Origin of the sequence: Schleiferilactobacillus harbinensis, from assembly GCF_008694105.1 — a bacterium.
Lineage (GTDB): Bacteria > Bacillota > Bacilli > Lactobacillales > Lactobacillaceae > Schleiferilactobacillus > Schleiferilactobacillus harbinensis.
Window position 1 is genome coordinate 2,769,236 of the sequence record NZ_CP041364.1, and the last position, 16,566, is coordinate 2,785,801.

At 51.6% G+C, this 16,566-nt stretch carries 15 protein-coding genes; 7 read left to right on the forward strand and 8 right to left on the reverse strand.

All coding sequences use genetic code 11. The annotated features are described in order from the left end of the window. Window positions 1-32: 32 nt before the first annotated feature. Window positions 33-1,961, reverse strand: a complete 1,929-nt coding sequence (locus FMM01_RS13715) for a coiled-coil domain-containing protein (protein ID WP_150392897.1) — start codon at window positions 1,959-1,961, stop codon at window positions 33-35. Between the two features lie 222 nt (window positions 1,962-2,183). On the opposite strand from FMM01_RS13715, the gene nagB reads away from it, so the two are divergent. The 7 genes from nagB (at window position 2,184) to FMM01_RS13750 (ending at window position 7,533) form a co-directional block, all read left to right on the forward strand. Continuing rightward, complete coding sequence (nagB, locus tag FMM01_RS13720) at window positions 2,184-2,891, forward strand: glucosamine-6-phosphate deaminase (RefSeq protein ID WP_027829280.1); 708 nt, start codon at window positions 2,184-2,186, stop codon at window positions 2,889-2,891. An 83-nt stretch (window positions 2,892-2,974) separates the two neighbouring features. After that, the gene (locus tag FMM01_RS13725; RefSeq protein WP_150392898.1) at window positions 2,975-3,916 is read left to right on the forward strand and encodes an aldo/keto reductase; all 942 of its coding nucleotides are present in this window, start codon (window positions 2,975-2,977) and stop codon (window positions 3,914-3,916) included. A 237-nt stretch (window positions 3,917-4,153) separates the two neighbouring features. After that, entirely contained in the window at window positions 4,154-4,366 is a 213-nt protein-coding gene (locus FMM01_RS13730; RefSeq protein ID WP_063516739.1) for a hypothetical protein, read from the forward strand. A gap of 229 nt (window positions 4,367-4,595) precedes the next feature. Beyond that, window positions 4,596-4,862 (forward strand): bacteriocin immunity family protein, encoded by a 267-nt coding sequence (locus FMM01_RS13735; RefSeq protein WP_150392899.1) that lies wholly within the window; start codon window positions 4,596-4,598, stop codon window positions 4,860-4,862. A gap of 110 nt (window positions 4,863-4,972) precedes the next feature. After that, window positions 4,973-5,305, forward strand: coding sequence for a bacteriocin immunity family protein (locus FMM01_RS13740; RefSeq protein ID WP_150392900.1), 333 nt, complete (start codon window positions 4,973-4,975; stop codon window positions 5,303-5,305). Between the two features lie 194 nt (window positions 5,306-5,499). Continuing rightward, window positions 5,500-6,264 carry a CPBP family intramembrane glutamic endopeptidase gene (locus tag FMM01_RS13745; RefSeq protein WP_150392901.1) on the forward strand — a complete coding sequence of 255 codons (765 nt, stop codon included), beginning with the start codon at window positions 5,500-5,502 and terminating at the stop codon, window positions 6,262-6,264. A 375-nt stretch (window positions 6,265-6,639) separates the two neighbouring features. After that, complete coding sequence (locus FMM01_RS13750) at window positions 6,640-7,533, forward strand: Rgg family transcriptional regulator (RefSeq protein WP_150392902.1); 894 nt, start codon at window positions 6,640-6,642, stop codon at window positions 7,531-7,533. Between the two features lie 332 nt (window positions 7,534-7,865). Here the strand turns inward: FMM01_RS13750 and FMM01_RS13755 are convergent, their stop codons facing one another. The 7 genes from FMM01_RS13755 to FMM01_RS13785 form a co-directional block, all read right to left on the reverse strand. Then, window positions 7,866-8,594, reverse strand: a complete 729-nt coding sequence (locus tag FMM01_RS13755; RefSeq protein WP_223849957.1) for a CPBP family intramembrane glutamic endopeptidase — start codon at window positions 8,592-8,594, stop codon at window positions 7,866-7,868. Window positions 8,595-8,850: 256 nt separating this feature from the next. After that, window positions 8,851-9,858, reverse strand: a complete 1,008-nt coding sequence (locus FMM01_RS13760; RefSeq protein ID WP_150392904.1) for an ABC transporter ATP-binding protein — start codon at window positions 9,856-9,858, stop codon at window positions 8,851-8,853. Continuing rightward, window positions 9,858-10,928 carry an ABC transporter ATP-binding protein gene (locus FMM01_RS13765; protein WP_150392905.1) on the reverse strand — a complete coding sequence of 357 codons (1,071 nt, stop codon included), beginning with the start codon at window positions 10,926-10,928 and terminating at the stop codon, window positions 9,858-9,860. Before FMM01_RS13765 ends, FMM01_RS13760 begins: the two co-directional genes overlap by 1 nt. A gap of 15 nt (window positions 10,929-10,943) precedes the next feature. After that, window positions 10,944-11,963, reverse strand: a complete 1,020-nt coding sequence (locus FMM01_RS13770; protein ID WP_027827939.1) for an ABC transporter permease — start codon at window positions 11,961-11,963, stop codon at window positions 10,944-10,946. Beyond that, the gene (opp3b, locus tag FMM01_RS13775) at window positions 11,963-12,889 is read right to left on the reverse strand and encodes an oligopeptide ABC transporter permease (protein WP_027827938.1); all 927 of its coding nucleotides are present in this window, start codon (window positions 12,887-12,889) and stop codon (window positions 11,963-11,965) included. Before opp3b ends, FMM01_RS13770 begins: the two co-directional genes overlap by 1 nt. 85 nt (window positions 12,890-12,974) lie before the next feature. Beyond that, window positions 12,975-14,618 carry a peptide ABC transporter substrate-binding protein gene (locus FMM01_RS13780; protein ID WP_223849958.1) on the reverse strand — a complete coding sequence of 548 codons (1,644 nt, stop codon included), beginning with the start codon at window positions 14,616-14,618 and terminating at the stop codon, window positions 12,975-12,977. Window positions 14,619-14,856: 238 nt separating this feature from the next. Continuing rightward, entirely contained in the window at window positions 14,857-16,494 is a 1,638-nt protein-coding gene (locus FMM01_RS13785; protein ID WP_150392906.1) for a peptide ABC transporter substrate-binding protein, read from the reverse strand. Window positions 16,495-16,566: the final 72 nt, after the last annotated feature.

Genomic DNA, 16,566 nt, shown 5'->3' on the forward strand with positions numbered 1-16,566 from the left:
GGCGGCCTTAGTTTGGGCCGGTGCGGCCAGGGTCAGCGCCTCCGGCAAAGTATCCGCCGCGCCAGTGGCAATATAATCCACCGACAGGTCCCGGTTGGTGATCTTACCCAAGGCCTGCTGATCCGCCATGGTGGCGACCAATAATTGGGTCCACGGGGTGTCTTGCAGCGCCTTTTCACCGGCGCCGGCTTGGTCGTGATTTGGCTGAAGTAGGGCAGTTCCTGGTCGGCGTAATCAGCGGCCAGCCGAGTAAAGATCGGATCGCTGGGATCACCGATGACGAACAATTCCGGATGTTGCTTCCAGAAGGCCGCCAGCCACCAGTAGGCCAGATCGTGGGTACTGTTGAAGACGGTATACAGTAAGCCGTTGGTATCGAACATTTGAATATTGTCGACTTTTTCATCCACATAATGGAAGGAAAGGACCAGGGTGCCTTCGATCCGGTAGTAGTCCACCTGCTGCATGGTACCATCCTTGGCAAAAGTGGTGGTGCGGGACAACTGGCCGTGTTCGTTGAATTCCGAGCGTTTGGACAGATGCTCTTCGGAGTAATAGTCGATCTGGTTGATGTGGTCCGCGTCCCGATAAGTCACGTGCATCAAGTGCTGGTCATGATCGTAAATATCCCGGGTACGGCGGTCGTCAGACCAGACGGAGCGCCAGTGGTCATTGTCCGGAATGGTCATTTGCTGGGCGGTATTCGGGGCACTCTTTTGCAATTCGGTGAAGAGATTGTAGACCGTCGGGGTGTGCAGGTCGTGCTTGGCGGCCCAAGTTTGAATGTGGTCGGCTAAGTCGGGGTCATAGCCGTAGCTGATCAAAATGGCCGGATGCTTCAGGTGCGCTTCCAGGTATTGGAAAATTGCCACCATGTCCTGTTCCTGGGCAGCACCGAAATCAGAGGCCAGGACGCCGTATTGGTGGTTGTCGTGGAGCTGGAAGAGCCGGATCAAGTGGTCTGTGTTAAAAATATGCTGAATATCGTCTTGAATCGCGGCGAGATCCCGTTGACGCGCCTCAAACTGAGCCACGATCGTTTGATGCTGCTGCTTGGCCGCTTTTTCCTGGGTCTGGAGGGTATTCAATTGGGCGTGCCGGTCGCGCTTGGCTTGGTCCAGCTTTTGCTCGATCTGGCGGGTCTGCTGGTCGTTTTCGGTGGACTTGCGGTTCGCCGCAGTCAAACCGTCCTGGGTGTTGGCCAGCTCATCCTGCAACCGGGTACCCTTTTCTTGCAACTGGGCGGCTTCTTTGGTGAGGGTCTCCGCCTGAGTGTGCAGCGCAAATACCTCATCCTTATTTTTCTCAATGATTTGAACGACAGCCACCAGATCGGCTTCGCCCTTGATCTCGGCCGCTAATTTGGCATTGTCGGACCGGTTCTTCTGCTGGGCCGCGGCGTTGTCCTTGATCGCTTGATCATTGTCGTCAACGCTCTTTTGCAGCGTCGTCACCCGCTGTTCCAGGTTCGTGATCTGCTTTTGCAGCGCGGCTTTGGCCTGGGCCAGGTCCGTGAGCTGACTGTGCAGATCCGCGTCATCCTGGGCTTGCAGGTCCTTTTGCTGCTGGGCAATATCCGCCAGCTGGACGGTGATCCGCTTTTCCCGGGCGCTGACCTTTCGCAGGGTCTGTTTGATCACGTCCCGTTGGGCAAACATCTTGGTCTGGAGTTCCTGACGCAACCCTTGGTACTGCGTCGCCAGCCCCTTGAGCTGGCCCTTCAGCCGATCAATGGCAGCCGGCAGATCAGCGGCGGGCGTTGGCGCGGGTGCCGGTGCGGCCGCCGTTGCGGCGGCCGTGACGGTTTCCGGCGCTGCACTCGCCGGCGCCGCGGCGGATTCCGGCTGTGCTGGATCCGGCTGGTCCGGTTCTTGTTTATTAACGCTGAGCAGTGTGGTCAGCGCCGATTGTTCTGTCTTGTCCTTGCTTTTGAATAATCTTATGATTAGCCCCCCGTGCACACGACGATAGTCTCCCCTACATTGTACAAGAGATAGACAGAAATTGGTAAACTTCTTTTGCAATTCTGATTTGGCTGGCCGGACTGCTTTGGCAGATCTTTTTAAAAAAATGAAGCCGTTTTCGGGTCAACTGATTGACACAGTCGATGAACGTGTTAAAATTGGACTAGACCAGTAAGGGCGATTAAAACGACTACATTTTTTTGAAAAGGGGCATTATTGATGAATATTATTACGGTGAAGGACGCACAAGAAGGCGGCCAAAAAGCCTTCAACATCTTTAAGGAAGCATTGGCGGACAACGCCAAGGTCTTTGGCTTAGCCACGGGCTCCACACCGATCACGCTATACGAGGCATTGACTGCTTCGGATTTGGATTTCTCGGATAAGACTTCCATCAACTTGGATGAATACGTTGGCTTGGCCCCGGATAATCCGCAATCTTATCACTACTTCATGCAACAGCACCTATTTAATAAGAAGCCGTTTGCGACCAGCTATGTGCCGGACGGCTTGGCGACGGATGCAGATGCAGAAACACAACGCTATGACGACATCATTGCCGCCAACCCCATTGATTTGCAGATTCTGGGGATCGGTCGTAACGGCCACATCGGCTTCAACGAACCCGGCTCTCCGCTGACCGGCAAGACGCACAAGGTGCCGCTGACGCAATCCACGATTGATGCCAACGCCCGGTTCTTCGAAAACGAAGAGGACGTACCGCGCTTTGCCTATTCCATGGGGATCGGCTCCATCATGACAGCCAAGCACATTCTGTTAATGGCGTACGGTGAAAACAAGGCCGATGCTATCCAGAAGATGGTTGAGGGCCCCGTCACCAATCATGTACCGGCCAGCGCTCTGCAAAACCACAACAATGTCACGATCATTGTGGACGAAGCGGCCGCCAGCAAGCTGAGCAAGTAATCGATTGATTTGAGAAAAGGGGCTGCGGCCTCTTTTTTTTGCGTTTGACAAGGCGAGGATAATGAACGGTGAGGTGATTACATATGGCAAAAACAGTGAAGATTGGCAAGAGTGACGTTGTGTCCACACCGCTAGGCTTAGGCACCAATAAGGTCGGCGGCCACAACTTGTTCCCGAATTTGATCGATGAACAGGGGGCGGAAGTCGTCCGGGCGGCGCTGGATAACGGCATTCAAATGCTGGATACGGCCTTTATGTACGGGCTGGGCCGGTCCGAAGAGATCATCGGCAACGTGATCAAGGACTATGACCGCCACCAGATCGTGCTGGCGACGAAGGCCGCCCAGGACCCGCACCAAGAGTTGAAACCGAATAATCAGCCCCAGTTTTTGACGAAGGCAGTGGATGATGCGCTGCTGCGGTTACGGACTGATTACATTGATGTTTTCTACATCCATTTTCCAGACAAAGATACCCCGAAGTACGAAGCCGTTGGAGCGTTGGAAAAAGCTAAGGAAGCCGGCAAGATCCGGGCCATCGGGGTGTCTAATTTCTCCCTGGACCAGATCAAGGAGGCTAACCAGGATAACTACGTGGATATTGTCGAAGGCAAGTACAGCCTGATCCACCGCGACGCGGAACAGGGTGATTTTGCTTACTTGAAAGCCAATGATATTTCCTTTGTCCCGTATGAACCGCTGGCGCTGGGCTTGTTAACCGGCAAGTATAAAGACGCCAAGGCCTTTGGCGAAGGTGACTGGCAATACGACCATGATTCCGCGAACTTCAGCGGCGACCGCTTCTACCAGAATGTCGCCGCAGTGGAGAAGATCCGGCCGATTGCCGACCGGCACAATGTCTCTGTCGCCGATGTCTTCTTGGCGTGGTACATGGCTAACCCGAATATCAGCGTCGTGATTCCGGGCGCGCGCAAGCCGGAGCAGGTCGTGGAGAATGCTAAGGCGTTGGATTTGCGGTTGAGTGCGGATGAGTATCAATTGATTGATGAGACGTTTAAAGGTTAAAACTTCGTATGTATGTTGAAACGCAGTATTGTGGGCTGTTCTGTCAGAGCGGCCCACGACACTGCGCTTTTTTGTGCCGATAAGAATAGTGATTAGTTCTGTTGGTAATAGTCATCATATTATAAAATGGAAATATTAGCGATACCAAACGACGCGGACTGGATCGATAGCCTGTTTTGACTACCGCCGTGATTGATTGAAGACCGCACTACAGATAACCACCGGGGGCGAAAACACATGTACGAGACCAACAACAAAGAATTGTTTTTCAAGTATTTAACACCGTTTTTGATTATTTTGGGTGTCGTTTTGCTTTTTAACTTGGCATCGGCGCTGATTGAATTACGTAAAGATTCGCGGCGAGGACTATCAGGCAAGGAGAAGGCGGCCAACTTTTTCCATAATTTGGCCCTAGGCATTGTCGATTTCGTGTTGAACTTTTTTCCTTGAATGATGATGCACGGTTTCGATATGATTTGAGTGGTAATTCAGACAGATTAATTGGCGACTTCTGGTCAGGAGCCGATTAATCTGTCTTTTTGTACCCACAATCAGTATGCAGAAGGCATCGTGCTCAGTGAGGAATCATAATAATAATTATCACCTTTTGCAGTGAATACGGAGGAAGCGTAGGGTAGGTACTATTGATTCAGGAGAAATTAGATTGGAGTGATCTGTGTTGAGCAAAAAGAGTCAACTATGGGCGTTAATGGATCAACTGATTGCTGATCAGGAACTGTCGACGGCGGAGCACCAGGTACTCTTGATGGCACATAATGAATTGAATTCCGGGAAATACGATGAGGCTGTGGCGGCTCAACTCAAGAGCCAACTATCACAAATTTCTTTCAAGACGCGGCTGTCGCCTAAAATCGTTCCATTTTTTACAGAGTTGTCGCGGTTATACCTAGGTTATGGGCGGCGGGATAATATTAGTTTGTCTTAGTCAGTTGAAAGCGCATGGCATATCAAGCTTGTTGTCGCTGGCGGTCAACATGCTGGGCATTGCTTGAAATTAGGCAGACTGATTAAGTGTGATTAAGGAGGATAAGTTCTATGAATACTAAAGAAAAGAAGCTCTTTCAGGCGTTGGATCAGGCGTATATGGATCTTGATGTGAAAAAAGATCCGAGTCTGACGGCCATGATTGAAGAAAATGCCAAGATCCTCAATGCAAGTGATGGTAATGACGCATACATCCACGCTGTTGCCAATCTGGCCAATGGCATTTCCCAATACTATTTGGCGCACCGTGGCGTACCGAATGTCTTGATGAGTATTTATCAGCTGATCAAGGCGGACATCCCGGAAGCGCATGTGGATGCGGATTATTACCGGCAGAAGGCAGAAGCAATCGGACTTAGTTTTTTCCCGGTCATCTTTCATTAGCGGGGCAGTGATAACAATATTTATCGGTTTTCGCAGGCAACAGAAAAGCAGTGCAGAATAAGACAGGTATTGAACTGTAGAAGAAAAGTCAGCGCGCATAGTGCGTGACAACGGGCACCATTACTATCCTTAACAGCGCCGTATTTGAATCATGCTGCAGAGGTATTTCACAGCAGCCGAAGGGGAGAAACACCATGCGAAATAGAGCTGAATCAACGATTATCCGTCTGATTATTTTCCTGGCCGCCGAGTTCTTTATTGATCAAGAAATATTCGGCCGGTTTGTATCGTTCTTTAGATTATCTGACTTAGCGAGTATTGCGTTTTTTAAATTACTGACGCTGGTCACGATTATCTTTTTAGTCAAGTTTGTGCTGCGCCAACCCGTCGGCTTTAAACGACCGACTACGAAGGGTGGCTGGATCTTTTGGGTCATCTGGGGGTTGGCCTGCTTGGGTTTGACGGTCTTGCTGCCGCAGCACTACTTTGCCGCGGTTATTATTGGTTTGTGCGGGGCGGTGCCGGAGGAATTGATGTATCGTGCGGGCGTCTTCGGCGTTATATATAACACCGTGAATGGTCCAGAGCGCAAGAAGCCGCGGCTCTGGGTACCATTGTTGCTCAGCAGTCTGCTCTTTGCCGCCAGTCACCTGATTAACCTGCAGACGCAAACGGTCTTCAGCACCATGCTGCAAATCGCGCAGACGTTTGGCATGGGCGTACTTTTCTCGGCTGTGTATATCAGAATGCAGAATATCCTCTATCCGATGGCAGTTCATTTCTTCATCAATTTCATGGTGACTTCGATTAATGGCTATCCCGTTCCGGCCACGACGGCCAAGGCCCATCCATCAATCACTCCGACAATCGTGGCCTTGGTCATCTATTTGTCCATCGCGGCCATTGTCCTCTTTCGAGCTCACCGGCCCAGCCAATTGGGCACTGAATCGTCACATTGACGAGGTGGCCGATCAACCTCGATTGCCAATTGAGATAGTCTGTGCATGTTTCACATGATGTAAAGAAGAAATCCTTCGAGAGAAACAAACCCAGTTGTGACACGGGTACTGATTTCTCTTGAGGGATTTTTTGTAGACCGGATTATTTTGATTTCTGCCGGTGGTTGTACTCGTCGAGATGAAAAAAAGATAATGGCGAGTACATTAGCGATCCGGTATGAACATCAATCTTTAACCCTTGATTTGTGCCCAATGGTCAATGTGCTTCCCTATAGCGGCGGCCTACATACCGTTATGCTAGAATGGTTGTGGTTAAAGAAACTGGTAATTTTCCAAATCTAAGCCGGGTTTCAATTGGTGGAGGAGTGCATAGAAGTGACGAAGAAAGCCCCATTTAAAGACCAACTTTTAGAAACCGCTGGGGACTTAATTGCCTCGGTTAGAATGCGTCGAAATTTATCAATTAACGATATCAAAGGATCGTTAACCCAGCCAGCAGTCACATACCTCGAACATGGACGCTCTAGCATTAGCTTTACAAGCTTTCATTCCTTGCTTTCAAAAATTTACATGAGCGCGAATGAGTTTTTTTTGCTTTCGGATCCACATAATAGTTTTCTCCATCGTTATGTCGTTGCACTGCAAGCTGCGGAGAATGATGATGATTTGGTTGCCCTAAGTTGGTTGCGAGAGGAAATAATCAGCGAGTTCCCAGGGTCTCGTAGGGATGGTCCCAAAGATATGCTCCTGTTAGGACTGAAAGGAATCGAAGGGTACATTAAAGGGTCTGGGAATTTCACCTTTTCAGCGGAAGATTCTATACGTCTAAAAGGTTACTTTACCCGTGGCGATAAGTGGTATATGTTCGAATACACCTTGTTTTCAGTGACTGCGCAATTCTTGCCCACTAAGGTTGCTGTTGAACTAGTTGATGACATGTTCCAATCTTTCCGTAGTGTCCATATCCGCGCTTACGACAATGCCGTGGCTAGTATCCTATTCAATTTATGCTTTTCCTGGTTGACGAGAAATGAAGTATCCAGTGCTATCAGTTTGCTGACACGCGCCCAAAAAGAGTTGCCGCAGTCTTCGGATCCATATATTTCATTGCGCGTTTATCTGTTACAACAAGCATTCATTTTCTTGGGTAATCACTCCAAGGATGCTTTTGAACATATCAAGCTAATCGAGGACGGACTAGAGCTTTACGATTCCAAGCTGCATAAGAGTGATGTCCAATGGCTTGATAAACTTGGCATTCACATCTAGAGCGGATGACATAAAAATCCCTTTAAGAGAAATCAGCTCAGAAATGCTGGTCTCTCTTGAAGGGATTATACGTAGGCAGACTTATCGGTACGTTAACGCTTAGCTTGCGCCCGTTGACGTACGACAGCAATGACCATCTTAGCGGCAATGATGACTGCAGCAGCAGCTAACATACCTTGGGCCAGCATAGTTAAGAGAGATGGATAGCCGAGTTGATTTAAAATCACGATGGCACTGCAAATGAGTAGAAGCAGAATTGTATCCAGCCATTGGGCAACTACACGGTTTATTATAGTTGAATGAGTGATCATGACAACTACTAATAAGAATATTTATGAGTGAAGAATGTTTTTCTGGCCGACTGGAAACTTTCCAAAGTGTGAACGTAACAGAACAAAAAGCAGCAGCACCAAGAGCAGATGCGCAATAATGCTGACGCCGCTTCGTTCCAGCCCGAATGAACCGCCGGTCAAGAACTGTTGGGTAGTGGTTGGGGTGGAAGTCAGTACCATGCCGCTGCTGGTTAACCCTGAGACAGAGGTGCCGAAAATACATCCTTCGGCAAAATTCCAAGTGCCGTGGAAGGCACTGCACAGCCAAATATTGTGACTGATTAAGCGGAGGGCAGACATTGCGATACCGAATAGGAGGAGACCGGCAATGGCGTACCAATCGAAGCCGGGATTGCCACCGTGCAAAAGAGCAAAGAGGATGACATTAGTCGAGAAGGCAAGGACGTAGTGCCCGCGTTCTAGCCAGTAACCCATGGTATAACCGCGGGACACCGTTTCTTCAAACATTGACTGGACGCCATAACCAAATAGGAAAAGGATCAGCCATGGCAAATAGTGCCACCGAAAAGCCACGGTGATATGGTAGCCGCCAAACAAACTGATCACTGACCAAATCAGAGCGAAGAATACTAGGCCAGCCAGAACGCCCCGGGCAATGTCTCGGCCGATATTTTTCTTAGTAAGGCCAAGCAAGGCCGGGTCATGCCGATAGCGCAGATACATCAGCACAATACCGACACCTTCACCGTACATCAATAGTAGTTGCATTGGATAGTTCGAAGCGTCTGCTGTCTCAATATGCAGTATACCGAAAACCACTGGTGCCCACTGACCAATGATGGTCCAGCCCAGGGCAATTCCCCAGACAATAAAAATGCGTTTAATAAGTTTAATTTTTACTGCTCCTTTCGCCGACAACTCATTTAAGTATATCGCGTGGCTAAGCCAATATAAAACCGCCGGCCAATCAATGTGTTTGGATAAACATTGATTGACCGGCGGTTCTGTATTATGTTAACGGCACTTAATCCACAGTCGTCCCCACCAGCGGCGGATGGTCAACCAAATGACTCTTCACTGCTGCGGCTTTATACCCGGCAACCTCATCCGTCGCGGCGAAGACGAAGTGGTCAGGGTAGACCTCAACCATTCGCCGGGGCCGTTCGTCCTCCACCTTGCTGGCATCGTAGGGAATCGGGGTCCGCTTGCGTTCGATCTCCGGGTCGGGGATCGGGATGGCGGACAGCAGGCTCTGGGTATACGGGTGCAAGGGGTGGTTATAAACTTCATCGGCGCTGGCCAATTCCACCAGGCGGCCGTAATGCATGACGGCGATTCGGTCAGAAATGTACTTGACCATGGACAGATCATGGGCGATGAAGAGATAGGTCAGGTTTTGCTTGTCCTGAATATCCTTCAAGAGGTTCACGACCTGGGCTTGGATCGACACGTCCAGGGCCGAAATGGGTTCGTCAGCGATGATGAATTCCGGCTCTACGGCCAGGGCGCGGGCAATCCCGATCCGCTGCCGCTGGCCGCCGGAGAATTCGTGGGGGTAACGGGTGGCGTGGTCTTTATTCAGGCCGACTTCGTCCAATAAGGCGTTGACGCGATTGTCCCGGTCGGCGTCGCTTTTCGCCAAGTGGTGAATATCGATGCCTTCGGCGATGATATCTTTGACCTTCATCCGGGGATTCAGTGACGCGTAGGGGTCCTGGAAGATCATCTGGACCTTGCGTCGGAAGTCAAGCATGGCCTTGGAGCCGTTGCGCAGCCGGGCGATGTTTTGACCTTCGAAGAGCACATCGCCCCCGGTAGGCTGGTACAAGCGGATGATGGAGCGGCCGGTGGTGGTTTTACCGGAACCGGATTCGCCCACCAGACCGAGCGTTTCGCCTTTGTAAATATTGAAGGAGATGTCTTGAATGGCCTTCACTTCGTCCTTTTTCCCTTTATTGAAGGTTTGGACAAGGTGTTCTACTTTGACCAGGATTTCCCGGTCGTCTTTTTTCGATGTTTTGTCGTCAGCCATCATTCTGCCTCCTTACCAGCAAATTGCGTTTCCCAGATCTGGCGCCGGCGTTTGATCTCCGGCGGTAATTCAACCTTTGGCGCGCCGGGATACAGCAGCCAAGTCGCGGCCGCATGGGTCGGGGACACTTGGAAGAAAGGCGGCTGCTGCTCTAGGTCGATCTGTATGGCGAAGGGATTGCGCGGGGCAAAGGCGTCGCCCTTGGGCGGGTCCAGCAGATCCGGCGGCGTGCCGGGAATGGCGTAGAGCCGGTCGGAGTTGGTCTCCAGCGTCGGCATCGCCTCCAGCAGGCCCCAAGTATACGGATGCTGGGCGTTGTAGAAAATCTCATCCACGGTGCCGTATTCGATGATCTTGCCGGCGTACATGACGGCGACGCGATCAGCGATCCCGGCCACAACCCCCAGGTCATGGGTGATGAAGATGATCGAGGTGCCAATTTTTTCTTGAATTTCCTTCAGTAAATGAATGATCTGGGCCTGAATCGTCACGTCCAGGGCGGTCGTCGGTTCATCGGCCAGCAGAATCTGGGGATGGTTGATGATCGCGATGGCGATAACGATCCGCTGGCGCTGGCCGCCGGAGAATTGGTGGGGGTAGTCCTTCAGCCGCTCTTGGGCATCTTGGATCCCCACCAGCTTCAAGACCCGGACGGCTTCCGCCAGGGCTTTTTTCTCGGAAATCTTCGTGTGCAGGCGCAGGGGTTCAGCGACCTGTTTACCGATGGGCATGGTCGGATCCAGACTAGTCATCGGATCCTGGAAAATCATGGCGATATCATTGCCTCGCATGGCATTGAGTTGGCGTTTGGTTTTCTTCAAAATGTCTGCATCGTGGAACATGATCTGGCCGCTGGCGATATGCGCATTATTGGCCAATAGCCCCATGATCGAGCGCACTGTAACGGATTTACCGGAGCCCGATTCGCCAACGATGGCCAGGGTTTCGCCTTTCTTCAAGTCGAAACTGACATCGCGAATCGCGTGGACGGGACCGGCGAAGGTGCGGAAGTCGATCTTGAGGTCTTTAACGGACAGAATCGGTTCTTCAGCTGGTTTGGTAGTTGCCATTGCTCGTCACTCTCCTTATCGATTATCACTGCGCGGGTCGAAGGCGTCGCGCAGACCGTCGGCCAGCAGGTTGAAGGCCAGCATCAAGACAACGATGACGACGGCAGGGAAAACCAGCTCGCTGGGATAGATCTGCAAGACCTTCTGACCATCGGACAACAACGTCCCCAGACTAGCCGTCGGCGCCGGCAGCCCGATCCCAATGTAACTCAGGAAGGCTTCGAAGAAGATGGCGGACGGGATAGTGAACATGGTCTGGATGATGATGGTGGAACTCAGGTTGGGAATCAGGTGCTTGAAGGCAATCTTCGTACTGGATTCGCCCAGTGTCCGGGCGGCCAGCACGAATTCCTGATCCTTCAATTGCAAAGTCTCAGCCCGTACCAGCCGGGCCATGGTCACCCAACCGGTCATGGCGATGGCCAGAATAATGGAGGTCAAGCCGGGCTTGAAGACCAGCAGCATCAAGATGACGACGATCAAGTTCGGCACGGACGAAATGATTTCGATGATCCGCTGCATGATCGTGTCGGTGGTGCCGCCTTTCCAACCAGAAATGATCCCGTAGAAGACTCCGATGGTCAGGTCAAAGAATGTGGCCAGCAGGGCGATGAACAGGGAAACCCGGGTGCCGACCAGAACCCGGGACAGCATGTCCCGGCCGAGGTAGTCGGTACCTAAGAAGAAATAGGTGCCCTTGGGCACGCCATTTTTGGCGTACATATCAATGCCGTTACGGTAGCCGTTGATAAAGGGAATGTTCAGGTTGCCCCATTTCGGCGGCAAGTGGGTATAAGCCAGGTGCTGCCGGTTGGGATCGGCGGGGGAGAACCAGATCGACAACAGGGCAACGATCCCGATGATCACCAGAATCCAGAAGGAGATCAGGGCAAACTTATTTTGTTTCAGCCGACGAATCGCGTCTTGGGAAAACGTCAGTGACGGGGCGGCAATTTTTTCTTGGGCCTGGGTGTTAGTGGCGACGTGTTTGAAGGCGTCGGGCCCCAATTGCAGGTTTTCTTTTGTATCAGCCATTAGTTACCCTCCCCTGACAAGCGAATTCGCGGATCAATGAAGCCGTAAAGGATATCGACGATCAAAATGACGACGGTGAGCATGACGGAATAAAGCATGGTCAAGCCCATGATGACTGGATAGTCGTTCGTGGTAATCGACTGGACGAACTGTTGGCCGATGCCAGGGATGGCGAAGACGTTCTCGACGACTAGAGACCCGAGCATCAAGTCCACGGCCATGGGACCAATGATGGTGACGATGGGAATCATGGAATTGCGCATTGCATGTTTGGCGACAACTTGCCATTGAGATTCGCCTTTGGACTTGGCCAATTCAATGTAGTCGGAACTCAGCACGTCCACCATTTCGGTCCGCATGAACCGGGCCGTGTTGGCCAGCGGCGCCATGGCTAAGGCCAGGGTGGGCAGGATGCTGGATGAAAAGCCGTCCCACAAAGCGATGGGGAAGAGCCGCCATTTGTAAGCCAACCAGAACTGCAACAGGGCCGCAAAGACGAAGTTGGGGATGGAGCGGCCGATGATGGCGAAAATCGTGGCAGTGGCATCCACCCAGGTATTCTTGCGGATCGCGGCGATCGCGCCCAGCAGGATACCCAGCAGGGTCCCAATGATCATAGCCTGAACCCCTAGTTGCAGCGAGGGCCCGATGCGGGTCGAGATCAGGTAAGAAACGGTTTGACCGGCAAATTGATAGGACTCGCCGAAATCACCGTGGGCAATGCCCACCATATAATTGAGGTATTGTTGCCAGACTGGCAGGTCCAGTCCGTATTGTTTGCGCAGGATGGCAATCTGAGCCGCGGGGATCTTCGGGTTATTGAAGGGGGTCCCAGGCAGCAGCTTCATGAGGAAGAATGTGATACTGGCGACAATGAACAGCGTCAGCAGCAGATAGCCGATCCGTTTAAGCACGTATTTGACCATTAGCTTCTCCTTACTAAATTTAGAAAAACGGCGCGGCCGCGACTTACGCCGCAGTCACACCGTTTCGCCGTATGGTTGTTCGCGATTACTTCTTCAGCGTGACACCAACGAAGTTATATGAACCACCCGGAGCGGTCTTCAAGTTCTGGACCTTCGGGTTGACCAAGTGGGCTTGGACCCGTTGATAGATCGGGATGATCCCCTGTTCCTTGGTCAAAATCTGTTGCGCTTGGATCAGGGCTTGCCAACGCTTTTCAGCATCAGTAGCATAGGTGGTCTTGCTTTGTTCGATCAGCTTGTCGTATTGGGCGTTAGACCATTTGCCGTCGTTGTAGCTGCCATCCGTGGTGAACAGATCCAGGAAGGTGATGGGATCGGGGAAGTCGGCACTCCAACCACCCATGACCATATCGAATTGGCCATTTTGGCTGCGGCTCAAGCGGGTCTTGAACGGTACTGTGGCGATGGTGACTTTCAAACCAGGCAGGTTCTTTTCCAAAGTGTTCTGGAGATACTCGCCGGATTTCTTGGCGTTATCGGTATCGTCGGTCAGCAGTTCAACGCTCAAGGTCTTCAGATTAGCCTCTTTCAATCCGGCTGTCCATAATGTCTTAGCTTCTTTAGGATTGTACTGGGTATATTGGCTATACCCCTTCGCAGCTTCTTTGGAGAAGTCTTCCTTGGTGCTGGGATCCTGGGCCAGCCCCTGAGGGGTCACGTTCGGGGCATCAATGGAACCGTCTTGCAGGACCTTCTTAATGTATTCCTCACGGTTGATGGACATCCCAATAGCTTGCCGGATCTTAGTATTTTTGAAAGCTGGGATCTTCTTCTCGTTCAGTTCCAGATAGAATGTTGATGCCTGTTTAACCCCTTGATAATCGGGTTTGCTCTTTGCAACTGCCGCTTGGTCGCCAGTCAGCGACGCATCATCCAGCTTGCCGGATTGATACAGGTTCATCGCTGTGGATGGATCTTTGATGGCAGTCACGTTGATTTGATCAATGTGCACGTTCTTGGCGTTCCAGTAAGTCGGGTTCTTAGCTTCTTTCCAGGAGTTGTTTGTTCCGTTCCAACCGGTCAGCTTATAAGGGCCGTTGAAAACTAAGTATTTGGATTGGGTACCGAACTTCTTGCCATATTCGCCGACGGCTTTCTCACTTTGCGGGAAGAAAGCGGGGTTGACGAGCATTGTGTTGAAGTAGGGAATCGGGTGTTCCAAGGTAACCTGTAATTTGTCCTTGCTCAAAGCTTTAACGCCCAAAGTTGAGGCCTTAGCCTTGCCAGCCATGATCTTGTCTGCGTTCTTCACGCCGGAATACAAGTAGGCGTATTGGGACTTGGTCGCCGGGTCAACGGTGCGCCGCCAGGCAAAGACAAAGTCGCTGGCGGTCACGTCATCGCCGTTGCTCCATTTGCTGTTGCGCAGGTTATAGGTATACACCGTGCCGTTATTGGTCGGCTTCGCCACTGACTTGGCGACTGCCGGTTGCAGATCACTGCCGTCGTAACGATACAGACCATCCATTGTATCGGTGGCTGCTTGACCAGAAATGGCATCGGTAATCATGGACGGATCCATGGTGGAGATGATGTCGCCCTCCATCCGGGACCAGGTGGTTTTGGCGCTGGCGCCGCTGCTTGACTTGCTGCTGGTGCTGCAAGCCGTGAGCAGCGTGAGCACAACCGTCGCTGCCGCCCCCAACTTAAAACCTATTGACTTTTTCACAGGGAAAACCTCCTCAAATAATTACCGTTACTTTAACTTACTTTATGGGCATTGTAAATAGCAATTCTCAATTAAGTGGCATATTCCCTAGTACATTCTCATTGGTTGAGAGGTGTGTCAGGGCCGGCGGCAATCCTTTCGTGGCCTAAAAAGCCGGCCTACGACAATGCTGTCGCGGACCGGCTGGTATATTCGGTAAATTAAATCTGCTTAGTATCTGCTCATTACAAGCGGTGGCCTACTTGATTTTTGCCCCGATGAAATTGTACAGGTTGTTTGGGCTGTACGTCATCCCTTGCATCTTCGGATTGACCAGGTGGGATTGCACCATTTGGTAAACGGGGACAATGCCTTCTTCCTTGGTCAGCAGTTCTTGGGCTTGACGCAGGTCGGCCCACCGTTTGGTTTCGTTGGTGGCGTCCGTGGTTTTCGATGCCGCAATCAGTGCGTCATACTGTTTGTTGCTGTAATGGCCAAAGTTATAGGTGTTGTCAGTGGTGAACAGGTCCAGGAAGGAGATCGGATCCGGGAAGTCCGCGCCCCAGCCGGAGATGACCATGTCGAAGTTGCCGGCCATACTGCGGGCAATCCGGGTCTTGAATGGTACAGGTTGGACCGAAATCTTCAAGCCAGGCAGTTCGCCCAGGGCGTTCTGGAAGTACTCGGCACTGCGTTTGGCCGCAGAGGTGTCATCGCTCAACAGGGTGATGTCCAGGCTCTTTTGACCAGTCTCTTGCAGCCCTTCCTGCCATAACTTCTTCGCCTTGGCTAAATTAAAGGCTGTGTACTGGGCCGTGCTAGCGGTCAGGCTCTTGGTAAAGTCTTTTCCAGTGGTGGGATCTTTGGCTAATCCGGAAGAGGTGACGGTATCGGTGCTGATGGAGCCGTCATCCAAGACTTTCTTGACGAATTCCTGCCGGTCAATGGCTAGAGAAACGGCTTGGCGCAGCTTGGTGTTGCGGAAGGCCGGGATCTTCTTCTGGTTGAATTCCAGATAGGTAGTCCGCGATTGCTTCATCCCTTTGTAGTCTTTCTGGGACTTTGCCTGGGCGGCTTGATCGCCATCAAGCTGGGCGTCGTCCAATTTGCCGGCTTGGAACAGATTCATTGCCGTGGAAGCATCCTTGACGACTTGCACGTTGATCTTGTTGACGTGGATATCTTTGGCGTTCCAGTAATCCGGGTTCTTGACTTCCGTCCAGCTGTTGCCGGTGCCATTCCATTTGGTCAGCTTGTAGGGGCCGTTGAAGACCAGGTACTTGGATTGGGTACCGAATTTCTTGCCGGCTTGGTCCACGACTTTCTGATTTTCTGGAAAAAAGGCGTTAGAAACCATCATCGTACCGAAGTACGGGATGGCGTGTTCCAAAGTAACTTGGAAAGTGTGGTCGTCCAGGGCTTTGACGCCCAGGGTGTCTGCCTTCTTTTTGCCCGCCATGATCTGGTCGGCATTCTTGATGCCGGTGTAGAGATAGGCATACTGGGACTTAGTGGCCGGATCAACGGTTCGCCGCCAAGCGAAGACGAAGTCCTTGGCGGTCACAGGGTCGCCATTGCTCCACTTGGAATTGCGTAATTTGAAGGTGTAGACCGTGCCGTTTTGGGTCGGTTTGACGACACTCTTGGCGACACCGGGCTCCAACTCAGCCCCATAGTAACGGTACAAACCTTCGTAGGTGTCGGCGGCAGCTTGGCCGGAGACGGAATCGGTGATCAGGGACGGATCCATGGTAGTGATCACGTCTTTTTCCATCCGGGACCAGGTGGTGTCCGCACTGCTCTTGGCGTTGGCCCCTGACTTGCCTTGACAGGCAGTGAGCAGCAGCGCGGCAGCCAGGCCGACGGTGCCAATAATTGCAAAATATCGGTGTTTCATAAAAATCCTCCTCATGATAAAACACGGGACGGTCTTTGCAGGCCGCAATGAAATTAACCATTACGGTACATC